This is a genomic window from Stenotrophomonas sp. STEN035 (assembly GCF_056759935.1).
On the sequence record NZ_JBRRDY010000023.1, the window covers coordinates 33916 to 58546 of the forward strand.

A 24631-nucleotide genomic window follows, 5' to 3' on the forward strand; every position below is an offset into this window, starting at 1 on the left:
ACTGAGCATGAGCATTCTGGACTTCATCAGAAAGGAACTGATCGAGATCATTGAGTGGACCGATGACTCGCGTGACACGCTGTCGTACCGTTGGCCGGACGATGACCGCCAGATCAAGAACGGCGCGCAGCTGATCGTGCGCGAATCGCAGATGGTGCAGTTCGTCGCCGCTGGCCAGTACGCCGATCTGTTCGGCCCGGGCAAGCACACGCTGAGCACCCAGAACATCCCGGTGCTGTCCACCATCCTGGGCTGGAAGTACGGCTTTGAATCGCCGTTCAAGTGCGATGTCTATTACCTCAATACGCGCCTGTTCACCGGCAACAAGTGGGGCACCTCCAACCCGGTGATGATGCGTGACGCCGATTTCGGCGTGGTCCGTCTGCGCGCGTTTGGTACCTACGATTTCCGCATCGTCGACCCGCCGAAGTTCCTCAAGGAAGTCGCCGGTACCGACCAGAATTTCCGCCTGGATGAGTTCGCCGACACCATGCGTTCGCGCATCGTCAGCGTGTTCACCGAGGCACTGGCCAAGGCCGGCGTGCCGGCGTTGGATGTGGCCTCGCGCTACTCCGAGCTGGGCGAAGCCTTGCTGCCGATCATCAACCCGGCGATGACCGACAAGTACGGCATCGAGATCACCAGCTTCATCCTGGAAAACGTGTCGGTGCCGCCGGAAGTGGAGCAGGCCATCGACAAGCGCTCCAGCATGGGCGTGATCGGCAACCTCAACGATTACGTGAAGTACCAGATGGGCCATGGCATGGGCGAGGGTGGCGAAGGTGCCGCCGCGGCTGCAGTGCCGGCACAGATGGCGATGGGCTTCGGCATGGCGCAGGAAATGATGCGCAACATGCAGGCTGGTGCGCCGGTGGTGCCTGGCGCTGCGGTGCCGCCGCCGCTGCCGGCTGCCGGCGATGCTGTCGCGCTGGATGTGCTCACCCCTGAGCAGGCCGCTCAGGCTTTGTCGGTATCGGTCGAGGACGTGATGGCCTCGATTGCTGCCGGTGACTTGAAGGCACGCAAGATCGGCAATGCCACCCGCATTGCCCGCTCGGCACTGGAAGAGTTCCTGCGCGGCTGATGAACAACGCAACAGTTGGTAAACATCCTTGCCCGGAATGCGGCGGGGATCTGCAATGGAATGCCAGCAAGCAAGCCTTGGCCTGTCCCTACTGCGGCACCATCGTGCCGCTGTCGGAGGCGGCCGCAGGTGTGGGCGATGGCAGTGGCGGCGTGGTCGAGCAGGACCTGCTGGCGGCATTGAAGCGGATGCAGGACGAGGCGGCGATGCCGCCGCCGTTGCCACCGGCGCCGCAGGGCGGTGTGGTCGGCATGCTGCAGAGCATGGCCGCTACCCCAGCCGAGCAACGCGGCTACGGCGCGCAGCCACGCGAGGTGCAATGCCAGAGCTGCCATGCGATCTCGGTATTCGTCGATGGAAAGGTGGCCGACCGCTGCGAGTTCTGCGGTTCGCCATCGATCATCGACCACGAGTCGCTGGGTGATGCGATCACCCCGCAGAGCGTGCTGCCGTTCAAGATCAGCGACGGCCAGGTCCGCGACATCATCCGCAGGTGGTATGGCACGCGCTGGTTCGCGCCGAGCAAGCTCAAGCGCGCGGCGCTGACCGATACCCTCAAGGGCATGTACCTGCCGTACTGGACGTTCGACGCGCAGGTCGCCGCGCGTTGGACCGCCGAGGCGGGGTATTACTACTACGTCACCGTCAGCTACCGTGACTCCAAGGGCAATACGCAGACCCGGCAGGAACGGCGTGTGCGCTGGGAACCGGCATCCGGTTCGCTGCAGCATTTCTTCGACGATGAGCTGGTGCCGGGCACGGTAGGCGTGCATCCGGAACTGCTGGGCAAGATCGGCCAGTTCCCGACCACCACCGATTTGAAGCCGTATTCGCCCGAGTTCGTGCGCGGCTGGACGGTGGAGCGCTACCAGGTGGATCTGCGCCAGGCCGCACAGCTCGGTGAGGAACAGATGCAGACGCAGACACGTGCGCTGTGTTCCGAGCAGGTTCCGGGCGACACCCAGCGTAATCTGCAGGTGCAGGCCACCTACAGCAAGCGCACCTTCAAACACATCCTGGTGCCGGTGTGGCTGGTCAGCTACACCTATGGCTCGCGCAGTTACCAGGTGCTGGCCAATGGCTATACGGGCCAGCTGGCGGGTGAGCGTCCATATAGCGCGTGGAAGATCTTCTTCGCGGTGCTCGCTGGCGTGCTCGCCTTGCTGGTGCTGATGTACGTGTTGGGGTTGGCGCAGTAACCGCGCGGTTGCTGCTGTCCTCGTTCACCTAGCCCGGGCAGCAACTGCCGGGCTTTCTGGCTTCTGGTTTTTGTAGGAGCGGCGTAAGCCGCGAAGCAGGTACATCATCAGTGGGCATGGACGCTGGTTGCTCAAACGATGTCAGCTTCGCGGCTTACGCCGCTCCTACAAACGCGCAGCGATCGCGCTCGACCATTCTGGCAAGTCTCATGTGTCCGAAGCAGCTGCGCTTGCCCCGGTTACAGAACTGCACTGCTCGTCTAATCGCCCAGATGCAGCACCGGCATGAAGCCACCGTAGACCAGTCGCTTGCCGTCGAACGGCATCGGATTGGTGGCCGGGTCCATGCGCGGGTCTTCCATCATCTTGCGCATGCCGATGTCACGGGTGGCCTTGTCCGGCCACTCTATCCACGAGAACACCACTGCTTCATCGTCCTTGGCCTGCACGGCGCGGTAGAAGTCGGTCAGGGTTCCGTGTGGCACATCGTCGGACCAGCATTCGGTCACCCGCAAGGCACCGAACTCGATGAACAGGGCGTCGGCAATATGCGCGTGTTCGATGAATCTGGCTTTGTTGGCCAGAGGTACGGCGGCCAGGAAACCATCTACGTAAGACATGCTGGGCCTCGCAGGGTGGTGGGCGGCGTGGGGCCGCCTTCGGTGAAACAGCGGTAATGGGCAACATCGATTCTGCGCCGGGCAATGTTTCGGCCCTGCAAAGACTTCGTTGTGCGCCGAACCTGCATGCAGCGGAAGCGCAGTTATGTGGCCTGACTCACGTCTGATCTGCGACGGACCGCCCACGGCATTGATATTGATCAGGGTCGGCTGGCGTCGGCCTGCCGACAATGGCCTTGCGTCGGATAAGGCATGGAACATGAACGGGCTTGGCAGAATGGTTTTGCGGGCTACGCTGGAAGGCGTTGCCAGCCGAAGAGGCAGGCGTCGCGATGTCTCTTCGGCTGTTGTGGCCAAGGCGGGCAGGGCGGCAAGAGAGGGTTCAATGAATGCCCATCGCTGCCGTTATGGGGAGACGGCTCGTTGGATGGCTGCGTCGGCAAGTTGCCGCGCGCGGCTGAAGGCATCCTTTGTTCATCAGATCGCGCGATTGCTTGTGCGCCAGCAGCCGCCGTGAGCGCAGAGATGTTGGGTGCACCAGGCGAGGTTGCCGGCTTCCCCATCAGCCATGCAGGAACGCCACAGGCCAATGACATACCCGAAAGATCGCATACCGCCAGCATTGGCTGGCACCAGGAGAGTAGTGATGCAGTTTGTTTCCCGTAATGCACTGGCCGCCGCGCTGGCTGCGCTGTGCCTGCCGGCCGTGGCCTGGGCCCAGGATGCAGCGCCCGCCACCAAGGTGTCGGCGCAGATCTTCGTCAACGCCAGCCAGCTGGATCGTGATGGCGTGACCACGGACGATGAAGGCCTGGCGCTGGATCTGAAGCGCACCTTCATCACCGTGGACCATCGTTTCAATCAGTATTGGACGGCTCAGGTCACCACCGATGTGCAGTGGCTGCGCAACAGCGACCCCACCGACGTGTGGCTGCGCCATGCCTACCTGCAGCGCAGCTTCGGCAAGGGCAACTGGCTGCGGCTGGGCAACGCGCCATTGCCGTGGATCCAGCAGGAGTCGGCGCGTGATGGCTATCGCTATGTCGATGGTGCCTTGATCACCCGCAGCAAGATGGGCAATGCGGCCGATTACGGTGTGCACGGCCAGTACACCCGGGGTGACTTCACCTATGCCGCCTCGGTGGTCACTGGTGGCGGTTACCAGAAGCCGCGTCTGGGCAAGCGCCCGGATGTCGAGGCGCGGGTGGGCTGGGCCCCGGCCAAGGGCGTTGAACTGGCCGTGGGTGGCTATCGCGGTACCCGTGCGCTGGATGCGGGCGACCGGCCGCGCGAGCACACTGCGCAGCGCTGGAATGCGATGGCCAGCTGGGTGGGCGAACGCGGCCGGATCGGCGCGCAGTACTTCCGTGCCGAGGACTGGACCCGGGTGGTCAAGCCGGGCAGCGATGACCAGCGTGGTTGGTCGGTGTGGGGCAGTTATCAGCTGAGCCCGCAGTACGCGCTGCTCACCCGCCATGAAGAAACCCGGATGAGCCTGGACATCGATCCGCGCACCCGCGAGCGTTACCACCTGGTCGGTGTGGAGTGGAAGCCGAGCAAGTACCTGCGCTTGGCGGCGGTGGCCAAGCAGCTGAAGCAGGAAACGGCGAAGAAGTCGCTGGAAAGCCATGAAGCTGGCTTGTGGGCGCAGATAGCGTTCTAAGCGTTTTGCGCTGAGCCTGCGGCGAGGCTGGCTTTGCCCCTCCCCTTTGGTGCAGCCAAGGGGGAGGCTGGGAGGGGGGTGGCTTTTGCTTGAGGCTTTGAGGTCGTTGCGAAGAGCACCCCTCCCCAACCCTCCCCTGCACTTCGTGCAAGGGAGGGGGCTTGGCTGCGGCCGGGAGCGCTTGGCTCCTCCCCTTTGGCGTAGCCAAGGGGGAGGCTGGGAGGGGGTTGGCTTTTGCTTGAGGCTTTGCGGTTGCCGCCAAGAGCACCCCTCCCCAACCCTCCCCTTCGCTGCGCGGAAGGGAGGGAGCAGGGCGCTTACTCGCCCTGGTACTGCTTCTCTTCAACCAGCGCCGAACCAGCAACGCGGTTGATCTCGTTCTTGACCACGATGCGCTCGCCATTGGTGCCGTACACGCCGCGCGCCAGGGTGATGAACTCCGCACCGAAATCCTGTGCCGCTTCCTTCTCGCGCAGGCGGTCCTGGATCTCCCACATGCGTTCGTTGATGGCCTTGAGCTGGTCCTTGAGCGCGCTCAGCGACGGGCGCGCTTCCTGCTGCGACAGCCACAGCGGCCACAGGCCTTGCAGCTCGGTGCGCACGTTGGCCAGCTTGGCGGTATCCGTGATGCGCTCGGCCTTGATTTCGAGGATGGTGATCTTGTCGATCAGTTCGCCAATCGATACCGGGGTGAGTAGGGTCTGCACGTTGTAGCCGCCATTGATTGCTGTAATGCGGCAATGATAGCGCTCTGCCAAAGGTTGCCAATGAACCGGTATTGGCGCTCGGGCAGCCGCGATGCGCACAATGCGTGCCCATCCCGATCAGGACTTGCCGATGCTGCTGCGTTCTTTCGCCACCGCTGTATTGATGCTTGGCGCTGCCAGCGCGCACGGCGCCGAGGGCCTGCAAGGCGCCTGGCAGCTGCAATCGGGGGAGTTCATCAACCCGGAAGGGGCGGTCGTGGACTACGCCAGCCAGAAGCTGGCCGGCACCAAGATATTGGCCGATGGTCGTTTCGCCTTCACCACCACCAGCGATGGCAAGTTCTGGGCCGGCGGCTCAGGCACGTATCGAAGCGCTGACGGGCAATACGTGGAAACGCCGTTGATGGCGTCGTATCCGCTGGAGAACGGCGGCAGCTACAGCTTCCGCTACACACTGGAAGGCGACGTGTGGACGTTGGAGCGCTGGGACGGCGAGCGCCGTGTCGAGCGCGAAGTGTGGAAACGCGCGCGCTGAGAGGGGGCGGAGATAGTTGGATTGTAGGAGCGGCGTCAGCCGCGAAGCTGACAGTCCATGGCGGCCCCGGGAATGCCGCGAACTGGTGCAGCACCAGCTTCGCGGCTAACGCCGCTCCTACAGACAAGCATTACTGTGCCGGGAAGCCCGCTTCCGCCAGCACCTTGGTGAAGCTTTCCACCGGCAGGCTGGATTCGATCTTCACGTTCCTGCCGGGCAGGTCGATGTCGACCGTGGCGGCCGGGTCCACATCCTTGATGGCGGCGGTCACGCTGCGTGCGCAGCCGCCGCAGGTCATACCTTCAATATGCAATTTCATGGGGTTTCTCCGTTGGGGTGGAGCCAGCATGAAGCTTGCCATCATGGCAAGGTCAAGCGATAAAGAACGCTTGACCCTCCCATCGTTGGAAGCTTTAAGGTGCCTCCAACAATAGAAATGGAGACGTGCCGATGAGCAGCATCGCCAGTCCGGGCAAGCAGAAAGCCGGCCCCGCTACCGAAGATCTGATGATCGAAGGCATGACCTGCGCCTCCTGCGTGGGCCGCGTAGAGCGTGCGCTGAAGGCCATCCCCGGGGTCAGCCAGGCCAGCGTCAACCTGGCCACTGAACGCGCCAGCGTGCAGACCGACGGCAGCGTGCCGCGTGAGGCGCTGGTGCAGGCCATACACAAGGCCGGCTACGAGGTTACCGCCCCCGCCGCGCAGGAGCTGCTGATCGAAGGCATGACCTGCGCTTCCTGCGTTGGCCGCGTCGAGCGCGCGCTGAAGGCGGTGCCCGGCGTGCAGTCGGCCAGCGTCAACCTGGCCACCGAGCGTGCCAGCGTGCAGGGCACAGCCGATCCAGCCGCGCTGTTGGCAGCGATCGAAAAGGCCGGTTATACGGCCAGCGTGATCGGCAGCGCCGGCAGCAACGGGGATCAGCAGGCGCAACGGCATGCCGACGACCTGCGCGTGCTCACCCGCGATCTGTGGATAGCCGCAGCGCTGAGCCTGCCGGTGTTCCTGCTGGAAATGGGCGGGCACCTGATCCCGGCCTTCCATCACTTCATCGCCGGCACGCTGGGCACCCAGAACAGCTGGCTGCTGCAGTTCGTGCTGGCCACGCTGGTGCTGGTGTTCCCGGGCCGCCGTTTCTACCAGAAGGGCATCCCGGCCCTGCTGCGCGCCGGCCCGGACATGAACTCGCTGGTCGCGGTAGGCACGCTGGCGGCCTATGGTTACTCGCTGGTGGCGACCTTCCTGCCCAGGCTGCTGCCGCCCGGCACCGTCAACGTCTATTACGAAGCCGCCGCGGTCATCGTCACCCTGATCCTGCTCGGCCGTGTGCTGGAGGCCAAGGCCAAGGGCCGCACCTCCGAGGCAATCAAGCGCCTGCTCAAACTGCAGGCCAAGACGGCGCGTGTGCGTCGCGATGGCAGCGTGGTCGAGCTGCCGCTGGAACAGATCAACAGCGGCGAAGTGATTGAAGTCCGCCCGGGCGAGCGCATTGCGGTGGATGGTGAGGTTGTCGACGGCGACAGCTATGTCGATGAATCGATGATCAGCGGCGAGCCGGTGCCGGTGCAGAAGGCGCCGGGCAGCAACGTCATTGGCGGCACCGTCAATCAGACCGGTGCGCTCGGTGTGCGTGCCACCGCCGTTGGCGGCGCAACCGTGCTGGCGCAGATCATCCGTCTGGTGGAACAGGCGCAAAGCGCCAAGCTGCCGATCCAGGCGTTGGTCGATCGCATCACCCTGGTGTTCGTGCCGATCGTGATGGGCCTGGCCTTGCTGACCTTCGCCGTGTGGCTGATCTTCGGCCCCGAGCCGGCGCTGACCTTCGGCCTGGTCAACGCGGTGGCGGTGCTGATCATTGCCTGCCCGTGTGCGATGGGCCTGGCGACGCCAACCTCGATCATGGTCGGTACCGGCCGTGGCGCCGAGCTGGGCGTGCTGTTCCGCAAGGGTGAGGCGCTGCAGCTGCTCAAGGAAGCGCAGGTGGTGGCGGTGGACAAGACCGGCACGCTGACCGAAGGCCGCCCGCTGTTGACTGACCTGCAGCTGGCCGAGGGCTTCCAGCGCAGTGATGTGCTGGCACGCGTGGCAGCAGTGGAAGACCGCTCGGAACATCCGATTGCCCGCGCCATCGTCACCGCCGCACAACAGGAAAACCTGCAGTTGCCCGCAGTAGATGCCTTCGAATCGGTGACCGGTTACGGCGTGCGTGCGACTGTGGACGGCGTGCGCGTGGAAGTGGGCGCGGATCGTTTCATGCAGAAGCTCGGTCTGGATGTGGCGGCATTCGCTGCCGAGGCACAGCGTCTGGGCGAAGAAGGCAAGAGCCCGCTGTACGCAGCGCTGGATGGCCGCCTGGCGGCAATCATCGCCGTCTCCGACCCGATCAAGTCCGATACCCGCGCCGCCATCGCCAGCCTGCACGCGCTCGGCCTGAAGGTGGCGATGATCACCGGCGACAACCGCCGCACCGCTGAAGCCATTGCGCGCCAGCTCGGCATCGACGAAGTGGTTGCCGAAGTGCTGCCGGAAGGAAAAGTTGACGCGGTACGTCGGCTCAAGGCCGAGCACGGTCGCCTGGCCTATGTTGGCGATGGCATCAACGACGCACCTGCCTTGGCCGAAGCCGATGTCGGCCTGGCGATCGGCACCGGTACAGACGTGGCGATCGAGGCGGCCGATGTGGTGCTGATGTCCGGCAGCCTGCAGGGCGTGCCCAATGCCATCGCGCTGAGCAAGGCGACGATGGGCAATATCCGCCAGAACCTGTTCTGGGCCTTCGTCTACAACGCCGCCTTGATTCCGGTCGCTGCCGGTGTGTTGTATCCGGTCTGGGGCATCCTGCTGTCGCCGGTGTTCGCGGCCGGTGCGATGGCCTTGTCGTCGGTGTTCGTACTGGGCAATGCGCTGCGCCTGAAGCGCTTCCGCGCGCCACAGATGGACACCTGAGGAGTGATGACGATGGAAGAAGGCATGAACATCGGCCAGGCCGCCAAGGCCTCTGGCATCTCCGCCAAGATGATCCGTTACTACGAGGACATCGGCCTGATCGGGCCGGTGGCGCGCACCGATGCCGGTTACCGCCTGTATGCACCGCGCGACATCCACACGCTGGGCTTCATCAAACGCTCGCGTGACATGGGTTTCAGCGTGGAGCGGATCGGCGAACTGCTGGAGCTGTGGCGCGACCGCTCGCGCCACAGCGGCGACGTCAAACGCATGGCGCTGGAGCACGTGCAGATACTGCAGCAGCGCATCGCCGAGCTGCAGGGCATGGTGCAGACCGTGCAGGCGCTGGCCAACTGCTGTGCCGGCGATGACCGCCCGGATTGCCCGATCCTGCGCGATATCGAAACCGGCGTGCCGCTGCATGGCGAAGCATTGCCGACCACGTTTGGTGCCATCAGCGCAGGAAAACGCACGCGCTGATTGCAGCGTGAATTTGCATAAATGAACAGAATGCGAGGTGCGCGCGCTGCGCGCGTGCCAGAAACAGGCTGAATAAAAGCCAAAAATCGCTGTTTTATTGCGTGGCTGGTTTCAGGGTTTGTTGGGGCGTCTAACGGAAAACTTACATCCGGACGCAGACAGCTGTTTGCTGTCGTGCCATCAAGCTCAGTAATGCAGAGGTAGTACCCCCATGAAGACTTCGTTGATTGCCCTGGCGCTGGTTGCCGCCCTCCCGTTCGCCGCTTCGGCTGCTGACGGCCTGTCCTACAACTATGCAGAAGCCGACTACGCCAAGACCTCGGCCGACGGCAAGGCTGAAGGCTGGGGTGTAAAGGGTTCCTACGCGTTCCTGCCGAACTTCCACGCGTTTGGCGAATACACCCGCCAGGAAATCTCGCGTACCAACCTTGATATCGACCAGTGGCGCGTTGGCGCTGGTTTCAACAAGGAAATCGCGCCGTCCACCGATTTCGTTGCTCGCGTGGCTTACGAAAAGTTCGACCCGAAGCACATCGATCTGGACTTCGAAGGCTACAGCGCTGAAGCCGGCATCCGCACCGCATTCGGCAAGCACGCCGAGGTGTATGCCATGGCTGGCTACGAAGACTTCAGCAAGAAGCACGGCTTCAACCCGGACGGCGATTTCTACGGCCGTCTTGGTGGCCAGGTGAAGTTGAACCAGAACTGGGGCATCAATGGCGACATCAAGATGACCGGTGACGGCGACAAGCAGTGGACCGTTGGTCCGCGCTTCAGCTGGTAATACGCACTGACGCTTTGGCGTCATGTAGCGAAGGAGGGCCCGGCTATGCCGGGCCTTTTCTTTTTGCCGAATGCTTGGGTTTGAGATCTTGCGCCAGAAGCTTCCCCTCACCCCAACCCCTCTCCCGCGTGCGGGAGAGGGGCTCGGATCGCGTCAGCCCGCAGTGCACTAGCCCCTCTCCCGCACGCGGGAGAGGGGTTGGGGTGAGGGCAAGCTCTTGCTCTGCTCCGTGTAACGCCACTGCAACCAAATTGCAGCAAAGTGCGCCTCAACCGGCATCGGCCGGAAGGACCTTGCGTATGAAAACCCGTCTGTTGCTCGCCGCAATGCTGTTGTCGACGACCCCACTGGCCTGGAGCCAGCAACGCGACTACCTGCCGCTGGAGCAGCGCCTGAGCGCCGAGCAGCTGCAGCAGGTCGGCCTGAGCGCGCAGCAGCTGCAGCTGCTCAACCGCATGCTCAGCGAAGCAGCGCCGTCACCGGCACCAGAGGTCGCCGCCACGCCCGCGCCGGCACCCATGCAGATCGGCCTGGAAGAAGGGCCGGTGCATAGCAGCGTGCAGGGAACAGTCGAAGGCTGGGAGCCGGGCACGGTATTCGTGCTGGCGAACGGTCAGCAGTGGAAGGTGCTCAAGGGCCAGATGCGCCTGCGCAACACCTTGCAGTCGCCGGAGATCGCAGTGATCCCGGGCATCGCCGGGCGCTGGTTCCTGCAGGTGGACGAAGACCTGCCGAAGGCGCGGGTTTACCGGATTCTGTAAACGCTGATCACGTTGATCACGCTGATCACGCGGAGCGCGTCTGGCTTTTGTAGGAGCGGCGTGAGCCGCGAAGCCACTGTTTCTTCCGAAGCAGCAGATAACGCCATAACGGACGAAGAGAATCTTCGACGCGCGGATGCATTGCCAGCTTCGCGGCTGACGCCGCTCCTACAAAGGAGGTGCAGCAGCTTTCGCTTACGCCGGACGCACGCGCTGGGTCAGGCCCTTGAGGAAATTGCGCAGGGCCTGGTCGCCGCATTCGCGGTAGTTCTTGTGGTCCGGCTGGCGGAACAGTGCCGACAGCTCCGGCTTGGACATCGGGAAGCCTGCGGCCTCGAAGATCGCATGCATGTCCATGTCCTTCAGTTCGAAGGCCACCCGCAGCTTCTTCAGCACGATGTTGTTGGTGATGCGCTTTTCCGGCGGGCGCTGCGGCTGCGATTCATCGCGGCCACGGTAGTGGTAGATCAATCCGTCCAGGAAGCGCGCCAGTACTGTGTCCGGGCAGGCTTCAAACAACGGCTCGTCGTCCTTGCGCAGGAAGTCGTGCACCTGGGCGGCATCCACTTCAAAGCTGGGATCGGCCAGGTGAATGGTATCCACCACCATGCTGTCGCTGAGGTCGAGCATGTAGCGGATGCTGCGCAGTACGTCGTTGTTGATCATTGCCACTCCGGAACCACCGCGGCGGAGATGCCGGCGGGGGCATAGTGTAACGCCGCACCGGCGGGGCCCCAGCCTACAATCGGGGCTGGTTCAGCAAAGTCAGCCCGCATGCACCTTCTCGCACCTGTTTCCGCGCCGCCCATCGGGCCCCGGTCTGCCGCGCTGCCGCAGGCGGGCCGGCAATGAGTTCACGCGCGATCCTGCACCTGTGCCTGCATGTGGCGGTGCCGGCCTTGCTGGCCTGGCTGTTCTGGCGGCCGCAGTTCGGCAAGGCCTGGATGTTGCTGCTGCTGGGTTGGGTGATCGACCTGGACCACCTGCTGGCCGACCCGATCTATGCCCCCAACCGCTGCAGCATCGGCTTCCACCCGCTGCATACCGCGCCAGCCATCGTGCTGTATGCGGGGTTGACCCTGCCCAAGCGCACCCGCCTGTTCGGCATTGGCCTGCTGGTGCATATCGCGCTGGATGCGCTGGATTGCCTGTGGATGCACGCCGGCCGCTGAGCAGCCGTCAGGTGTACGTGGGGCGGGCTTACCAGCCGCCCCAGGGTCCGGGGCCAAAGCCCGGGCCGGGGCCGTAGCCGTAGGGGCCGTAGCCATAGGGACCGGGGCCTTCGCTCTTGCTCATATGGATGTTCAGGTTCACCCGACGACTCTGACCCTCGTCGGTGTTGTAGTTCTTGCCCAGATTCAGGTCCACAGCCTGCCAATTGCTGTTGCCGTAGGCCTTGGAGTAGCCGATGCCGGCGCTGACCGCGCCGTGTATCTGCAGTTTGTCGTCCATCACCTGGGCACCGGGGCTGTCCTTTTTCTCCAGCCCGCGACCGCTGTGGTCGCCGTAATAGGTACCTGGCGCATCGCCCTTGTAGGTTTCGCCGAGGTAACGCAGCGGTGCTTGCGGCACGCTCAGGTCCAGCCCGCCGGTTGCGCTGCCAGCATCATCCTGCGCCATGGAAACGGCGGGGGCCAACAGCAGGGCGGCGATCAGGGATGTGCGGATCATGTTGCAGGTGCTCCGGTACGGGGGCCGCACCGTGATGGCGAGGCAACTTGGACGCTACCAGAAAAGGCTTGAACGATGGCTGTCAGATACCTCGCTGTCGGTGCGGGAGGTGTGCGGCGGGATCTTCGCGCCGGGCAAACACCACTGCGCTAGGCTGCTGCCATCCGTAGACGGGAGTCCGCCATGTATGTCGTGATCCTGCTCAAAGGGCAGAACCGCTATGCGCGTGAGCGCTGGGAACAGGTGCCTGACGCGGTTGAGTACGAAGGGCATGGTTTCTCGTTGCGGGCTGGGCCCCGCCAGCCGCTGCCGACCCACCAGCGGTGGGAACAGGTGGCGGTGTATGCCCCGGATGAGCTCACCGAGGAAGAGTTCCAGGAAATCTACGAGCTCAACCGCAGCCATATCGCCGAGTTGGCGCTCAAGTACTGAGGTTCCGGTGCTGTTTCGCAGGATGTTGGTGTGCGCTGGCATATAGTTCGCGCAGGCGCGGTGGTCCGCGCGATCCGGTGTCTGCCCTTGCTTGCTCAACGTTTTTCGCGCCCGCTGCGCGCATTGTTGTTGGTTCTTCTGGTGGCCTTGGGGGGCGTGGGCGCCAGTGGCGCGGTCTGGGCGGCACCGGAAGGTGTTGCGGCCGACCTGAGCCCGCAGGCGCGTATCGAGCAGGCCTCACGTACAGTTGCGGCGGTCAAGCGTGCGGTCAACGATGCCGACGCGCCGGAAACCCTGAAAACCCTGGCCGAACGCGCCAGCCAGGCGCAGCGCGAGGCCGAGGCCAGCGTCGCCGCGCTGCAGCCGGAGCTGACCCAGCTCGATGCCCGCATCGAGCAGCTCGGGCCGGCACCGGAGGCCGGCGAAGACTCCGGTATCGCCCGCCAGCGAAAGCTGCTGGACCAGCAGCGCAGCCAGATCGATGCCGACATCAAGCGCGGCAAGTTGCTGGCCGAGGACGCCAAGCAGGCCAGCGAGTCCATCGAGAAAATGCGCGCCCAGCAGTTCGGCGAGCAGTTGGGCCGCAAGGTGGCCTCGCCGTTGTCGCCGGCACTGTGGCGCGAGTTTGGTGAACACCTGCCCGACGATTTTGCCCGCTTCCAATCGTTGTACCGGCAGGCCAGCAGTGCGCTGTTGAAAGCGGCCGGCAAGCAGGGCTGGGGCATGCCGTTGTTGGGCGCCTCGCTAGCTTTGTTGCTGCTGTTCCCGCTGCGCATCTGGTTGCGACACCTTGGTCGTCGTTACGCGGCGTCCGAGCGCGCCCCGGATGGCCGTCTGCGCCGCACTGGTCTGGCCGTGTGGTTGCTGCTGGTCGGCACCTTGCTGCCGGGGTTTGCCGCCACGGTGCTGATAGCCAGCCTGCAGGTGATCGATGCGATCGCGCCGCGCCTGGAATCGGTAGCCAATACCTTTGTTGCCGCCACCTTTGTCGCTGCCTTCATCGGTGCGGTGGCAGCCAGCCTGCTGGTGCCGTCGCGGCCGACCTGGCGGCTGCTGGATATCGATGATGTCGCCGCCGCCCGCCTGCGTCGCTTTGCCTGGGGCGCGGCCAGCCTGACCTGGTTGACCATGCTGCTGCGCGAGGTCAATCGCGCCGCGCGTACCTCGGCGGTGGGCACGGTGACCCTGGATGGCCTGATCGCACTGACCTACGTGGTGTTGATCATGAGCATGCTAGCGACCTTGGCCGGCCTGCATCGACGCCGCGCGGCCGAGGCCGCACAGGCCGAAGCAGAGAACACCAGCAGCGGCCGTTCGCCGCGCGCACCGCGCAGTGGCTGGCTGATCGTGGCGCGACTGGGCGGCTACCTGAGTATCTTCGCCGCACTGGTGGCGACCTTGCTGGGCTACCTCAACTTCGCCATGTTCACTGCCCAGCAGATGGTGTGGGGCACGGTGATCGTGCTGGCGACCACCTTGTTGACCCGCTTTGCGGACGACTTCGCATTGTGGCTGTTGGCACCGGAGAGCGCGGCCGGGCGCATGCTGCGGCTATCCACGGGTCTGTCCGCCAGTCGCCTGGAGCAGGCGGGGGTGCTGCTGTCGGCGATCTCGCGGGTTGCGCTGGTGATGCTGGGCATCACCGCTTTTGTTGCGCCGTTCGGGAATGTCAGCGCCCTGTATGGGTGGCTGGAACGTTTATCTGCCGGCATCAAGATCGGCGGCAGCCTGCTGACGCCGAGTTCGATCTTCAGCGCGGTGCTGGTGCTGGCGTTGGGCCTGGCCCTGATGCGGGTGGTGCAGCGCTGGCTGGTGGATACCTATCTGCCCAAGACCGAGCTGGATATCGGTGCACGCAATTCGATCAGCACCGTGGCGCACTACCTGGGCATCGTGTTGGCCGCCTTGTGGGCGTTGGCTGCGTTGGGCATTGGTTTCGAAAAAGTGGCGCTGCTGGCCAGTGCCTTGTCGGTAGGTATTGGTTTCGGCCTGCAGGCGATCACCCAGAACTTCGTCTCCGGCCTGATCCTGCTGGCGGAGCGGCCGGTGAAGATTGGTGACTGGGTCAAGATCGGTGATCAGGAAGGCGATATCCGTCGTATCTCGGTACGTTCGACCGAGATCCAGGTGAGTGATCGCTCCACCTTGATCGTGCCCAACTCCGAGCTGATAACCAAGACCATCCGTAACATGACCATGGCCAATGCGCTGGGCCGCATCCAGGTGCAGTTCTCGGTGCCGCTGGGTACCGACATGGGCAAGCTGCGGACCTTGTTGCTGGGAATCTACGCAGCCAATGAAACGGTGCTGATCGACCCGGCACCGTCGTTCTTCATTGATTCGATCAGTGGCGGCCAGGTGGCGGTGAACAGCCTTGCCTACGTGTCGTCTTCGCGCAATGTGTATGGCACCCGCAGCGAGGTGCTGTTTGCCTTGCTGGAGCAGACCGCGGCTGCCGGCATAGCGCTGTCCACCCCGACCGACATCCATCTGGTGCGCGATCCCCCGGACGCATAGGTAGTGCCGAGCCATGCTCGGCAGGGGCTTTACCGAACAAACATGTGTAGGAGCGGCGTCAGCCGCGAAGCTGATGGTCCGCCAGATTGCGGTTGCAATAGCGATTGCAGCATTGCCAGCTTCGCTGCTGACGCCGCGCCTACAAGAGCTTGATCACGACCTTGGGTGTTCGCTGGTCAGCACCAGCGCATAGTCGTCGACCGCCAACTGTTCGGCATGATTGAGCCAGGCGCGAATCTCCAGATCATCAATTTCCTCCTCCACGCCCAACGGCATGCGGATGCGGCCTTCGCTATCGGGCTGTACCCATTGCTGGGCAACCACCACATTGCGCTTTGACGCCACCGCTTCCACCCAGAAGCCGCGCTGCGGACGCTGTGCGGCATACAGCTCCAGTACGTATTGGCCGGGACTGGTATGACGCGGCTGGCGGCTGATCATGCGTGATTGACGCACGCTGGGGCGTGGCCCGCTGAAGGCCTGCAGCGGCGCATCCACGGCAATGCCGCGGCGCAGCTGCGCATCGCGGTACAGGCGCATGCCCTGATCGCTGTCGAGCAGCAGTGCGCACCACTGGCCATCGGCCGAACCGTCTTCGAACGCAGTACAGCGGTCGACATAGGCAAGGCGATGCTGCGGATCGGCCTCCTCGAACTTGCGCGACGTGTTTTCCAGGTACACCGATTTCAAGTCCCACTGCTGGTCGTATTCCAGCAGCACAGGTGGCTGCACCTTCTGTACGCCGACCAGCACCTGATCGTCGTCCAGCCGCAGCATGCGTGTCTGCTCACCCAGCCACAGCGAGCGTGCAAATGCGCTATAGCGGGCGTAGGACCTCGTATCACCGCTGGTAGCCGCTACGCTGGCACTGGCCGCAGGTGCCGGCTGCAACAGCGAGCGGCCAAAGCCGATCGCATCGATCGCGGGGTCCAGCAGCTGCAGTGCGGTAGCACCCGAGTCCAGCGTGGTGCCCGCCTGCGCAACGATCTGCCGCGGCTGCAGCTTGTTGCCGAGGAACAGCAGCAGGTTCTCGCGTTTCTGCTTTGCCAGCACATGGCTCAGGTCATTGGGCATGGCCAGATGATCCGAGGCCACCACCACCAGCGTGTTGTCGGCGAATGCGCTGCTGCGGATGCGATCAACCAGGCGCGAGATCAAGCGATCACTGCATTTGAGCGCATTGAGCAGGCCGATGTTGCCGTGCGCGCTGCGGTAGCGGGTGTTCTTGCAGGCAACCGGCAGATGCCCGGCCGGGTGGTGGGTGTCCATGGTCAGCGCGGTCAGCATGAAGGGCTGGCCGCGTTCGGACAGTTCCAGGAAACGTGCGTAGGCGCGCTCCAGCAGCACATCATCGTGCACGCCCCAATTGGAGAAATGCCGCTTGGCTATGTTCTGCTGCTGGAACCATTCCAGATCGCGCACATCATCAAAACCGTGCGAGTTGAGGAAGTCCGCCTTGGCCGCGAACTGCCCATTGGCGCCACCCAGGTAATGGTTGCTGTATCCCTGCTGCTTCAGATAGTCGCCAAGGCAGAACGCCTCGGGCAGGAAGCGGCCCATCCGGCCCATGCTGTTCTCGTCGCCTTGGGCGGTGGTCAGCGGCACGCCACACATGGATGACACCAGGCCGGCGATGGTCCAGCCACTGCCGTCGGCCGAGGCGATGTTGCGGAAATCCAGGCCTTCGCCAGCCAGCCGAGTCAGGTTGGGCATCAACCCGGGGAAGACCTCTTCGTTGAAGTAGGTGCGTTCCAGACTCTCGCCGTAGATCCAGACGATGTTGGGCCGCTGCGCCAGTGGCTTTGATGGCAACTGGTATTCGGGCGCTACCGCGCTGTAGTCCACCGGCTGCATCTGCTGATAGATGCGCTTGCCGTCGGTGTACAGCGGGCTGAGCAGCAGTGTGGTCAGCAGCAGCGCGGTGAAGCCGGCGAACACCGCCATGCCATGACGCGGGCGCTGCAGACGCCGCACGCGCAGCAACAGCAGCGGGGTCAGCGAGATGATCACCAGGCCGATGAAGCCGATGATGTAGGCGCTGAAGTCACCAACGCCGGCACCCTCCATGTCGCTGCGCAGGTGGTACAGCGTGGCCGAGTTGATGCCATCGCCGCTGAGTTTGTCTATCAGCCACCAACTGCTCAGTGCCAACAGCAGCAGTGATAACAGGCCAGCCTTCACGCGTGCCAGGGCGGGTGACAACATCAACAATACAAACAGTGCTGCCAGAGACAGCCAGATGATCCAATGCATGCGGTCACGTGGGTAGTGGAGACGGGGGCGACGGCGTTGGCCGTCATCGCTCTACACACTGTTGTTTCAGTGCTATGGCAGAAGCATCTGGATCTTGCCTGCCGTAACCTGACTGAAATGTTGGGACAGCGCAGCTGCATTCATCGTCAGTTGCGTGCGCTATGTGTTGCACACCGATTGCTGTGATATGCGGTGAGAGAGTGTGCTTTTTTGCCTGATTTCAGTGCTTGGAAACTTCTGTTGTCGATTCTCAAATTGCAATTGGACTGCTCATGCACCCACGTAGCCCGGGTAGGCGCAGCGCTCCCGGGGCTGGCAATGATTGAAGTGAGATGAGTTGTGCGTGCCTGTTCCCATTCAAGGCATGCGCGCAGCACACTGCTGTTGCGTGCATGCACCATGTGCTCCCGGGTGCGCTGTGCTTGCCTGGGCTACGGTGATGTCGCTGTGCTCAACGATGGCCGCGCTCTTCGCGCGCCCGCGCTCTTGTGCGCCGATCAAACAGCATTGAGCTGACGATCAGCCCCAGTCCGATGAATACACCCAGCAGGAACAGCAGCATTGCGAAGGCTGGATAGCCAAACAGCGTCCAGTGCGTTGGTACCCGCATCAACAACGTCGAGGACAACAGCAAGGCGGCGGTGATAAGGCCTGCGGCGATGCGGTTGGCCACCTTCTGGATGTTTTCCATCAGCCGCGATTCGTCCAGGCCGGTGACCTTCATCTGCAGCCGGTTCTCGGCCAGCACGCTGAGGATGTCGGACATGCGGCGCGGGCCGTTGCGCAGCAGCTGCTGCAGCTCCATGGCCTCGCTGGCGAGGTTGGCTGCCGAGAACGACTTGCGGAAATGCGCGCGCATCACATGCTGCAGTTGCCGTTCGACAACCTTGCGGGTTTGCATCTCCGGCGCCAGAAAGCGGCACACGCCTTCCAGATTGAGCAGCGCCTTGCCGAGCAGGCTCAGCTCCGGTGGCGTGCGCAGGTTGCTGGAGGTGGCGATGCGCACGATCTCCAGCACCACATGGCCTTCGGACAAGGTGCCGTTGGCAGCGTAGCGGGCAATCATCTGGCCGGTCTCGCGCAGATAGCGCTCCTCGTCGTAGTCCTCCAGGCGGGTGCTGATGCCGATGATTTCATCGGCGACTTCCTCGCCGCGGCCATCCACTGCGGCGAACAATACCTTGAGAAGACGCTGGCGCAGCCGTGGTGGCACATGCGCGACCATGCCCAGGTCGAAGATCGCCAGCCGGCCTTCGGGGGTGACGCGCAGATTGCCGGGATGCGGATCGGCATGGATCTCGCCATGCACGAAGATCTGGTCCAGATAGCCGCGTACGAGTGCGGCAGCCAGCGGCACCATCGACTGCTCGGTGCGGCGTACCGGTGGGATCGCATCCACCCGCACGCCTTGCACCAGTTCCATGGTCAGCACGCGGCGGCCGCACAGGTCCCACACCGGTTGCGGTATCCACAGTTCTGGATACGGTGCCAGATGCTGGCCGAAACGCGCCAGGTTGGCGGCCTCGGCCTCGTAGTCCAGCTCCATGCGCAGGGTCTTGGCGAACTCGCCCAGCCAATCAGAGAAGCGCACCTTGCGACCGACCCGGGTCAAGTGATCGGCGGCGGTGGCGAAGCTGCGCAGCACACCGATATCCGAACGTAATTGGGCGGCGATATCGGGCTTCTGCACCTTGATGGCGACCTGCCGGCCATCGTGCAGCTCGGCCTGGTGGACCTGGGCGATGGAGGCGCTGCCCAGCGGCTGCGGGTCGAACCAGGCAAACAACTTGCTGACCGGCGCGCCCAGATCATCCTCGATCACCGCACGGATCTGCTCCACCGGGATCGGCGCGACCTTTTCCTGCATGCGTTCCAGCGCGGCCACGTATTCGGGCGGGATCATGTCCGGGCGGGTGGACAGCACCTGGCCCAGTTTGACGAAGGTAGTGCCCAGCGCCTCCAGATCCGCGACGAACTGGGTCGGGTTGCCGGCGGCTGGCGGCTTGCCCAGGCGCGGGATCTCGCCATCCAGCGAAATGCCGGAGAACACCCCGGAGTGGCGGTAGCGCAGCAGCAGGCGCACGATCTGCTGGCGCCGGCTGATGCCACCGACGGTGGTCGGGCTGTCGCTGTTGGTCGGTTCCATCAAGCGGGGGTCTTCCTGGCGGCCGAGCCTGCAGTGTGGCTGTTGCCGGGTTGGAGATTGGTGAATACGCGCCGTTGTGCACCGGATGGGGCGCGAATGAGTGAGAATCCTCCCTTCCCCTGTCCTATGACCTTACGGTGACCCATGGCTGGAGCCAGCCTGTTTGCCCTGCTCGACGATATTGCCGCGTTGTTGGATGACGTCTCCATTCTCACCAAGGTCGCTGCCAAGAAGACCGCTGGCGTGCTCGGTGACGATCTGGCCTTGAACGCGCAGCAGGTGACCGGCGTCAATGCCAACCGCGAGTTGCCGGTGGTGTGGGCGGTGGCCAAGGGCTCACTGGTCAACAAGGCGATCCTGGTGCCGGCGGCCTTGGCGATCAGCGCATGGCTGCCGTGGGCGATCACCCCGCTGATGATGATCGGCGGTGCCTTCCTCTGTTACGAAGGCGTTGAAAAGCTGGCGCACAAGTTCCTGCATTCCAAGGATGAGGACGAGGCGCACAAGGCGGAACGTTTGAAGGCCATGGCCGATGAGAAGGTGGATCTGGTCGCGTTCGAGAAGGACAAGATCAAGGGCGCGGTGCGTACCGACTTCATCCTGTCGGCGGAGATCATCGTGCTGTCGCTGGGGGTGATCTCGCATGCGCCTTTCAGCCAGCAGGTTGTCACCCTGATCGCGATTGCGCTGGGCATGACGGTGTTCGTCTATGGCCTGGTCGCTGGCATCGTCAAGCTGGACGACGTTGGTGCGTGGTTGCTGGACAAGGGGCGCGCGCTGGCGGCAGTTGGACGCGGTCTGCTGTATGCCACGCCATGGTTGATGCGCGGTCTGTCGATTGCCGGCACCGCAGCGATGTTCCTGGTTGGCGGCGGCATCCTGGTGCACGCGATTCCAGCACTGCACCACTTTGTGGTCGGGCTGGCACCGGCCAATCTGGAATGGCTGGCCAATGCACTGGGCAGCATGGTGGTGGGCATCATCATCGGTGCGGTGGTGCTGACCGCGGTGACCATGATCCAGCGTATGCGTGGGGCGAAAGCCGCGCATTGAAGCCGGTCTTGTAGGAGCGGCGTCAGCCGCGAAGCCGATAGACCAACCGTTGAGGGAGCGGCGTAAGCCGCGAAGCAGAGAATTCTTCAGGCATCAGCAATGCATGCCCGCATGAGAGGTATCTGCAAGATTGTCAGCTTCGCGGCTTACGCCGCTCCTACAACAACCGCCGCGCCACAATCACGCCGCGCCCTGTTCCAACTCCCGCAACTGCTGCTGCGCTCTGGCCAGTGATTGCCCGGACAGGCTGTCCAGCAGCCACTGCAATCGATGGCTTGCAGGCAAGCACCGCATCACCCAGCGCGCCGCCGCAACGCTGCCCAACATCATCACCATGCCGAAGCCCAAGGTGCCGAGGAACCACCCTGGTGCCATCGCGTACAGGTCCAGGCCCAGCCATTGCACGCACGCCCACTGCAGGGCCAGCAGCCATAGGCAGAACCACGGCAGGCCCAGGCCCAGTTCGGTCAGCGCGGTAAAGCGGCGTAGGCGCGCCAGTCGTTGCTGTTGGATCAGCACCGGTGCCTCGGCAGCATCAGCATGCAGCGCCAACAAGGCACGGGTCACCGATACCCAGATCGCGGCGATGCCGTAGATATGCAGCGCCAGCCCGCTCAGCAGCAGTTGCGGCACCTGGCGATGTTCGACCCAGAAGTTTGCGGCCAGCACGGTCACTACGATCCACACCAACAGCCAAGTCAGTTGCAGGCCGCTGAACCAGCGCAGGCGGCGCTGCACGCTGGCCTGGCGCGGTTGCTGCCAAGCCTGCAGGGCGAGGGCTTCCAGCTGATCGATACGTTGCGCCTGCTGTGCCCAGGCGGCTTTGAGTTCGTCGAGTTCCATGTCGTCAGTCTCGCGAGGTGTCGGTGGGGTTGAACTGGCTGCGCAGTTGCTGGCGCAGCCGGTGCAGTCGGGTGGCTGCGTTGCTGGCGCTGATGCCGAGCACCTCGCCGATCTCGCGATGGCTGCGGTCGTCCAGGTGCAGCAACAACAAGGCCCGATCCAGCGCTGGCAAGCGATGTATCAGCTGGTTGAGCTGGGCCAGGCTGGCGTTGTCCTCGGCGTTGTCGGCAACGCTGGCCAGGTCGTCATCCAGCGCTACGTCACTGTGATACTGGCGGCGCAGCTCACGGCTGCGCAGCTGTGAGATGGCGGTGTTCAAGGCGATGCGGTACAGCCAGGTGCTGAACTGTGCGCGCTGCGGGTCAAAGGCTGGAAATGCCCGCCAGGCCTGGGTACTGATTTCCTGGATCAGGTCGCTGCGGTCGTCGCGTTGCGCGCAATAGCCGCGCGCGACCTTGAGCACGATGCCCTGATGCTGGGCCAGCAACTTGGCAAAGCGTGGTTGCAGCTCGGCGATGGGGTCGGTCGCAGTGATGTCCATGCCAGGGTGATTCGCACCAGCGCAGCAAATATCACAGCCTTGGGCCGATTGTCGTTGCTGGCGGCGCTCAGGCGGCGGGCAGGACCTGGTTGCGTCCTACGCGTTTGGCCGCATACAGGGCCTGATCGGCGCGCTGCAGCAGGGACTGCAGGGCTTCGCCGGGCTGGGCTTGGGCGACACCGGCGCTGAAACGTACCTGCACGCGCTGTTCTTCATGCAGGAAGGGGCGTTGCGCCAGCTGCTGCTGCAGCTGTTGCAGGGTCTCCAGCGCTGCGGCGCGGTTGAGGCCGGGCAGCACCAGCACGAATTCGTCGCCGCCGAGGCGGGCGATGCAGTCGCGGCCGCGCAGGCGTTGCTGGGTCACCGCCACCAGGTGACGCAGGGCCTGATCGCCGCCGGCGTGGCCGTGCTGGGCGTTGGTCTGGCCGAAGTGGTCAAGGTCGATCATGGCCAGGCTAAGCGGCGTGCTGTGGTCGGCCAGCAGCTCGCCCAGTTGCTGCTCCAGGCCGCGGCGGTTCAGGGCGCCGGTCAGTGGGTCGGTACGCAGCTGGCTGCCGGCTTCTTCCAGCTCGCGTTCCAGCTGTTGCACGCGCTGCTCGGCGGCCTTGGCCTCGGCGCGGGCATTGGCCAGATGGTCGCGCGCGCGTGCGGCCTGTGCCTGTACCCGGGCGGTGTCCTGCAGAACGTCCTGCAGCAGTTGGGTAAGGTCGGAGATGCTGCGGGTCTGGCGTACGGCAACGGCATAGCTGGCAATGCGATCGTGGAACTCGCCGGTTTCTGTGACCATGCCGTCCACCTGCTGCACGAAGTCGACCATCAGGTCCTTCATCGCTTGCTTGGATTGGTCGATGCCTTCGCGCAGCAGCCCTTGCCGGTAGATCACTTCGCGCAGGTCGTTGCGGGTCTGTTCCAGCGAGCTGGCGTCCAGCGGCCCAGCCAGCAGCTGCCGGATCGAGCGGATCTGGCCTTGCAGCCAGCTGTCACCAGCCAGCAGTTCGGAGATGTTCTCCAGCAGCATGTCGAACAGGTTGAGCAACAGGTCGCGCTGTTCCTGCAGGCTGTTGCTGCGTACGCCGACCTGGTGGCAGAGCTCGCGCAGATGGATGGCCACCGGCTGCAAGGGCTGGCCACTGCGCCAGGTGCGCAGTTCCTCGCCCATGCGCTGGGCCTGCTGTTCCAGCTCCGGCGACTGCTGCATCAGACTGGCCAGCACCGCGCCGAGGGTGTCGCGCAACATGTCGCGCAACTGCGCGGCCTGGCTGTTGCTGGTGTGGGAGGCTTCCAGTTCGACGGTGCGGATGTATTTGTCGATCAACTGCCGCAGCAGGCGGCCGTAGCGTTCCCAGTCCTGCTCGGCATGGGCGCTGTGCAGGCGTTGGCCCATGTCGCCAAGTTCGCCGGGCAGGGTGCACATGCCCTGGGCGAAGGCGGCCAATACCGATTCCGGCGCGTTGGCGCCGATGAACAGGCGTTGCAGCATCGCCATGCCGCCGCCCCCGTTGGCCACGACCTCGACCGCCGCAGCTGCCTGCGGCGCGGACCGCCGGGACAGGATGCGGCCCAGCCCGCTGCTGCGGGAGGTAGAGGAATCGTCGGGGCTGTCGGCCATTGCGCAGGGGTCCGGGCGGGTTGTGGCCGCGCCTGTGCGCAGCCGGAGGTGGTGTCCAAGCCCCATTATCGGCAAGGTAGCAGCCGGCTTGAATGGCAGCCGATCACAGGAGCACATCATGCGGGTATTGCTGGCTGGCGCGACCGGCCTGGTCGGGACGCAGGTATTGCAGCGCTTGCTGTCCGACCCGCGCTGCAGCGACGTGGTCGCGCCGACCCGGCGCGCGCTGGCGCGCACCGATCCCAAACTGCTCAATCCGGTGCTCGACTTCGCCGAGCTGGCGACGGTGGCGCGGGGCTGGCAGGTGGATGCGGTGATCTGCGCGCTGGGCTCTACGATGAGGCAGGCGGGCTCGCGCGAGGCCTTCCAGCAGATCGACCATGGCTATCCATTGGCGATCGCGCGGGCGGCACGCGCCAATGGCTGCGAGGTATTTGCCTTGAACTCGGCGGCGGGCGCCAATCCGCGTTCGCTGGTGTTCTACAGCCGGGTCAAGGGTGAGCTGGAGCAGGACCTGCGCGCGCTGGGGTTTGCTTCATTGACCCTGGTGCGCCCGGGCCTGATTGGCGGCGACCGCGCTGAACGGCGTGCCGGCGAGCATCTGGCCAGCGTGGTGCTGGGGGCGCTGGCGCCGGTGCTGCCGCGGGCGTGGCGGATCAATCCGGCCACGCGGATCGCCGATGCGCTGGTGCAGGCGGTGTTGGATCCGCAGCCGGGTGTGCGGGTGGTTGGGTCGGCCGAGTTGGTGTGACCAATTGGGCGGCTGTTTGTAGGAGCGGCGTAAGCCGCG

At 64.2% G+C, this 24631-nt stretch carries 23 protein-coding genes; 13 read left to right on the forward strand and 10 right to left on the reverse strand.

Going from position 1 to position 24631, the window contains the following annotated elements; translation table 11 throughout:
- The first annotated feature begins 7 nt into the window (after nt 1-7).
- Complete coding sequence (locus tag ACVOLL_RS13355) at nt 8-1084, forward strand: SPFH domain-containing protein (protein WP_481513335.1); 1077 nt, start codon at nt 8-10, stop codon at nt 1082-1084.
- Nucleotides 1084-2283 (forward strand): TFIIB-type zinc ribbon-containing protein, encoded by a 1200-nt coding sequence (locus ACVOLL_RS13360; RefSeq protein WP_481513336.1) that lies wholly within the window; start codon nt 1084-1086, stop codon nt 2281-2283. The genes ACVOLL_RS13355 and ACVOLL_RS13360 overlap by 1 nt, the downstream gene beginning before the upstream one ends.
- A gap of 260 nt (nt 2284-2543) precedes the next feature.
- On the opposite strand, the gene ACVOLL_RS13365 is transcribed toward ACVOLL_RS13360, so the two are convergent.
- Nucleotides 2544-2903 carry a DUF1428 domain-containing protein gene (locus ACVOLL_RS13365; protein WP_481513337.1) on the reverse strand — a complete coding sequence of 120 codons (360 nt, stop codon included), beginning with the start codon at nt 2901-2903 and terminating at the stop codon, nt 2544-2546.
- A gap of 646 nt (nt 2904-3549) precedes the next feature.
- Here ACVOLL_RS13365 and ACVOLL_RS13370 point away from each other — a divergent pair.
- Nucleotides 3550-4566 carry a hypothetical protein gene (locus ACVOLL_RS13370; RefSeq protein ID WP_481513338.1) on the forward strand — a complete coding sequence of 339 codons (1017 nt, stop codon included), beginning with the start codon at nt 3550-3552 and terminating at the stop codon, nt 4564-4566.
- A 317-nt stretch (nt 4567-4883) separates the two neighbouring features.
- On the opposite strand, the gene ACVOLL_RS13375 is transcribed toward ACVOLL_RS13370, so the two are convergent.
- A complete protein-coding gene (locus ACVOLL_RS13375) occupies nt 4884-5273 on the reverse strand; it encodes a DUF6165 family protein (protein ID WP_296246945.1) in 390 nt (129 codons plus the stop codon).
- 130 nt (nt 5274-5403) lie between these two features.
- Between ACVOLL_RS13375 and ACVOLL_RS13380 the strand changes: the two genes are divergently transcribed.
- A complete protein-coding gene (locus tag ACVOLL_RS13380) occupies nt 5404-5808 on the forward strand; it encodes a hypothetical protein (protein ID WP_481513339.1) in 405 nt (134 codons plus the stop codon).
- A 130-nt stretch (nt 5809-5938) separates the two neighbouring features.
- On the opposite strand, the gene ACVOLL_RS13385 is transcribed toward ACVOLL_RS13380, so the two are convergent.
- A complete protein-coding gene (locus ACVOLL_RS13385) occupies nt 5939-6127 on the reverse strand; it encodes a heavy-metal-associated domain-containing protein (protein WP_481513340.1) in 189 nt (62 codons plus the stop codon).
- Nucleotides 6128-6258: 131 nt separating this feature from the next.
- Here ACVOLL_RS13385 and ACVOLL_RS13390 point away from each other — a divergent pair, with 131 nt between their 5' ends.
- The 4 genes from ACVOLL_RS13390 to ACVOLL_RS13405 all read left to right on the forward strand — a co-directional run bounded on the left by ACVOLL_RS13390 (nt 6259) and on the right by ACVOLL_RS13405 (nt 10776).
- Entirely contained in the window at nt 6259-8751 is a 2493-nt protein-coding gene (locus ACVOLL_RS13390) for a heavy metal translocating P-type ATPase (RefSeq protein ID WP_481513341.1), read from the forward strand.
- A 12-nt stretch (nt 8752-8763) separates the two neighbouring features.
- The gene (cueR, locus tag ACVOLL_RS13395; protein WP_481513342.1) at nt 8764-9231 is read left to right on the forward strand and encodes a Cu(I)-responsive transcriptional regulator; all 468 of its coding nucleotides are present in this window, start codon (nt 8764-8766) and stop codon (nt 9229-9231) included.
- A gap of 211 nt (nt 9232-9442) precedes the next feature.
- Nucleotides 9443-10015, forward strand: a complete 573-nt coding sequence (locus tag ACVOLL_RS13400; RefSeq protein WP_481510196.1) for an OmpO family porin — start codon at nt 9443-9445, stop codon at nt 10013-10015.
- Between the two features lie 299 nt (nt 10016-10314).
- Nucleotides 10315-10776: a hypothetical protein gene (locus tag ACVOLL_RS13405; protein ID WP_481513343.1), complete on the forward strand. Its 462-nt coding sequence runs from the start codon at nt 10315-10317 to the stop codon at nt 10774-10776.
- A gap of 195 nt (nt 10777-10971) precedes the next feature.
- Here the strand turns inward: ACVOLL_RS13405 and ACVOLL_RS13410 are convergent, their stop codons facing one another.
- Nucleotides 10972-11442 (reverse strand): YehS family protein, encoded by a 471-nt coding sequence (locus ACVOLL_RS13410; RefSeq protein WP_481513344.1) that lies wholly within the window; start codon nt 11440-11442, stop codon nt 10972-10974.
- 182 nt (nt 11443-11624) lie between these two features.
- On the opposite strand from ACVOLL_RS13410, the gene ACVOLL_RS13415 reads away from it, so the two are divergent.
- A complete protein-coding gene (locus ACVOLL_RS13415) occupies nt 11625-11948 on the forward strand; it encodes a DUF6122 family protein (RefSeq protein WP_481513345.1) in 324 nt (107 codons plus the stop codon).
- 28 nt (nt 11949-11976) lie between these two features.
- Here the strand turns inward: ACVOLL_RS13415 and ACVOLL_RS13420 are convergent, their stop codons facing one another.
- Nucleotides 11977-12447, reverse strand: coding sequence for a hypothetical protein (locus tag ACVOLL_RS13420; RefSeq protein WP_481513346.1), 471 nt, complete (start codon nt 12445-12447; stop codon nt 11977-11979).
- Nucleotides 12448-12630: 183 nt separating this feature from the next.
- Here ACVOLL_RS13420 and ACVOLL_RS13425 point away from each other — a divergent pair, with 183 nt between their 5' ends.
- Nucleotides 12631-12879, forward strand: a complete 249-nt coding sequence (locus tag ACVOLL_RS13425) for a hypothetical protein (RefSeq protein ID WP_481513347.1) — start codon at nt 12631-12633, stop codon at nt 12877-12879.
- Between the two features lie 87 nt (nt 12880-12966).
- The gene (locus ACVOLL_RS13430; protein ID WP_481513348.1) at nt 12967-15396 is read left to right on the forward strand and encodes a DUF3772 domain-containing protein; all 2430 of its coding nucleotides are present in this window, start codon (nt 12967-12969) and stop codon (nt 15394-15396) included.
- Nucleotides 15397-15549: 153 nt separating this feature from the next.
- Here the strand turns inward: ACVOLL_RS13430 and ACVOLL_RS13435 are convergent, their stop codons facing one another.
- Nucleotides 15550-17649, reverse strand: coding sequence for a phosphoglycerol transferase I (locus ACVOLL_RS13435; RefSeq protein ID WP_481513349.1), 2100 nt, complete (start codon nt 17647-17649; stop codon nt 15550-15552).
- A 451-nt stretch (nt 17650-18100) separates the two neighbouring features.
- Complete coding sequence (locus ACVOLL_RS13440; RefSeq protein ID WP_481513350.1) at nt 18101-19795, reverse strand: ABC1 kinase family protein; 1695 nt, start codon at nt 19793-19795, stop codon at nt 18101-18103.
- Between the two features lie 144 nt (nt 19796-19939).
- Between ACVOLL_RS13440 and ACVOLL_RS13445 the strand changes: the two genes are divergently transcribed.
- Nucleotides 19940-20848, forward strand: coding sequence for a DUF808 domain-containing protein (locus ACVOLL_RS13445; protein WP_481513351.1), 909 nt, complete (start codon nt 19940-19942; stop codon nt 20846-20848).
- A 180-nt stretch (nt 20849-21028) separates the two neighbouring features.
- Here ACVOLL_RS13445 and ACVOLL_RS13450 read toward each other — a convergent pair whose 3' ends face one another.
- The 3 genes from ACVOLL_RS13450 to ACVOLL_RS13460 form a co-directional block, all read right to left on the reverse strand.
- The gene (locus ACVOLL_RS13450) at nt 21029-21691 is read right to left on the reverse strand and encodes a hypothetical protein (protein WP_481513352.1); all 663 of its coding nucleotides are present in this window, start codon (nt 21689-21691) and stop codon (nt 21029-21031) included.
- Nucleotides 21692-21695: 4 nt separating this feature from the next.
- A complete protein-coding gene (locus ACVOLL_RS13455; protein ID WP_481513353.1) occupies nt 21696-22232 on the reverse strand; it encodes an RNA polymerase sigma factor in 537 nt (178 codons plus the stop codon).
- A 67-nt stretch (nt 22233-22299) separates the two neighbouring features.
- Entirely contained in the window at nt 22300-23841 is a 1542-nt protein-coding gene (locus ACVOLL_RS13460) for a GGDEF domain-containing protein (RefSeq protein ID WP_481513354.1), read from the reverse strand.
- Nucleotides 23842-23959: 118 nt separating this feature from the next.
- Here ACVOLL_RS13460 and ACVOLL_RS13465 point away from each other — a divergent pair, with 118 nt between their 5' ends.
- On the forward strand, nt 23960-24592 hold the full coding sequence (locus tag ACVOLL_RS13465) for an NAD-dependent epimerase/dehydratase family protein (RefSeq protein WP_481513355.1): 633 nt from the start codon (nt 23960-23962) through the stop codon (nt 24590-24592).
- Nucleotides 24593-24631 lie beyond the last annotated feature (39 nt).

Excerpts from the sequence above, each read along its gene's own strand:
- ACVOLL_RS13355 (WP_481513335.1), top strand. The coding sequence starts at position 8 with ATGAGCATTCTGGACTTCATCAGAAAGGAACTGATCGAGATCATTGAG.
- ACVOLL_RS13360 (WP_481513336.1), top strand. The coding sequence starts at position 1,084 with ATGAACAACGCAACAGTTGGTAAACATCCTTGCCCGGAATGCGGCGGG.
- ACVOLL_RS13365 (WP_481513337.1), bottom strand. The coding sequence starts at position 2,903 with ATGTCTTACGTAGATGGTTTCCTGGCCGCCGTACCTCTGGCCAACAAA.
- ACVOLL_RS13370 (WP_481513338.1), top strand. The coding sequence starts at position 3,550 with ATGCAGTTTGTTTCCCGTAATGCACTGGCCGCCGCGCTGGCTGCGCTG.
- ACVOLL_RS13380 (WP_481513339.1), top strand. The coding sequence starts at position 5,404 with ATGCTGCTGCGTTCTTTCGCCACCGCTGTATTGATGCTTGGCGCTGCC.
- ACVOLL_RS13385 (WP_481513340.1), bottom strand. The coding sequence starts at position 6,127 with ATGAAATTGCATATTGAAGGTATGACCTGCGGCGGCTGCGCACGCAGC.
- ACVOLL_RS13390 (WP_481513341.1), top strand. The coding sequence starts at position 6,259 with ATGAGCAGCATCGCCAGTCCGGGCAAGCAGAAAGCCGGCCCCGCTACC.
- cueR (WP_481513342.1), top strand. The coding sequence starts at position 8,764 with ATGGAAGAAGGCATGAACATCGGCCAGGCCGCCAAGGCCTCTGGCATC.
- ACVOLL_RS13400 (WP_481510196.1), top strand. The coding sequence starts at position 9,443 with ATGAAGACTTCGTTGATTGCCCTGGCGCTGGTTGCCGCCCTCCCGTTC.
- ACVOLL_RS13405 (WP_481513343.1), top strand. The coding sequence starts at position 10,315 with ATGAAAACCCGTCTGTTGCTCGCCGCAATGCTGTTGTCGACGACCCCA.
- ACVOLL_RS13410 (WP_481513344.1), bottom strand. The coding sequence starts at position 11,442 with ATGATCAACAACGACGTACTGCGCAGCATCCGCTACATGCTCGACCTC.
- ACVOLL_RS13415 (WP_481513345.1), top strand. The coding sequence starts at position 11,625 with ATGAGTTCACGCGCGATCCTGCACCTGTGCCTGCATGTGGCGGTGCCG.
- ACVOLL_RS13420 (WP_481513346.1), bottom strand. The coding sequence starts at position 12,447 with ATGATCCGCACATCCCTGATCGCCGCCCTGCTGTTGGCCCCCGCCGTT.
- ACVOLL_RS13425 (WP_481513347.1), top strand. The coding sequence starts at position 12,631 with ATGTATGTCGTGATCCTGCTCAAAGGGCAGAACCGCTATGCGCGTGAG.
- ACVOLL_RS13435 (WP_481513349.1), bottom strand. The coding sequence starts at position 17,649 with ATGCATTGGATCATCTGGCTGTCTCTGGCAGCACTGTTTGTATTGTTG.
- ACVOLL_RS13440 (WP_481513350.1), bottom strand. The coding sequence starts at position 19,795 with ATGGAACCGACCAACAGCGACAGCCCGACCACCGTCGGTGGCATCAGC.
- ACVOLL_RS13445 (WP_481513351.1), top strand. The coding sequence starts at position 19,940 with ATGGCTGGAGCCAGCCTGTTTGCCCTGCTCGACGATATTGCCGCGTTG.
- ACVOLL_RS13450 (WP_481513352.1), bottom strand. The coding sequence starts at position 21,691 with ATGGAACTCGACGAACTCAAAGCCGCCTGGGCACAGCAGGCGCAACGT.
- ACVOLL_RS13455 (WP_481513353.1), bottom strand. The coding sequence starts at position 22,232 with ATGGACATCACTGCGACCGACCCCATCGCCGAGCTGCAACCACGCTTT.
- ACVOLL_RS13460 (WP_481513354.1), bottom strand. The coding sequence starts at position 23,841 with ATGGCCGACAGCCCCGACGATTCCTCTACCTCCCGCAGCAGCGGGCTG.
- ACVOLL_RS13465 (WP_481513355.1), top strand. The coding sequence starts at position 23,960 with ATGCGGGTATTGCTGGCTGGCGCGACCGGCCTGGTCGGGACGCAGGTA.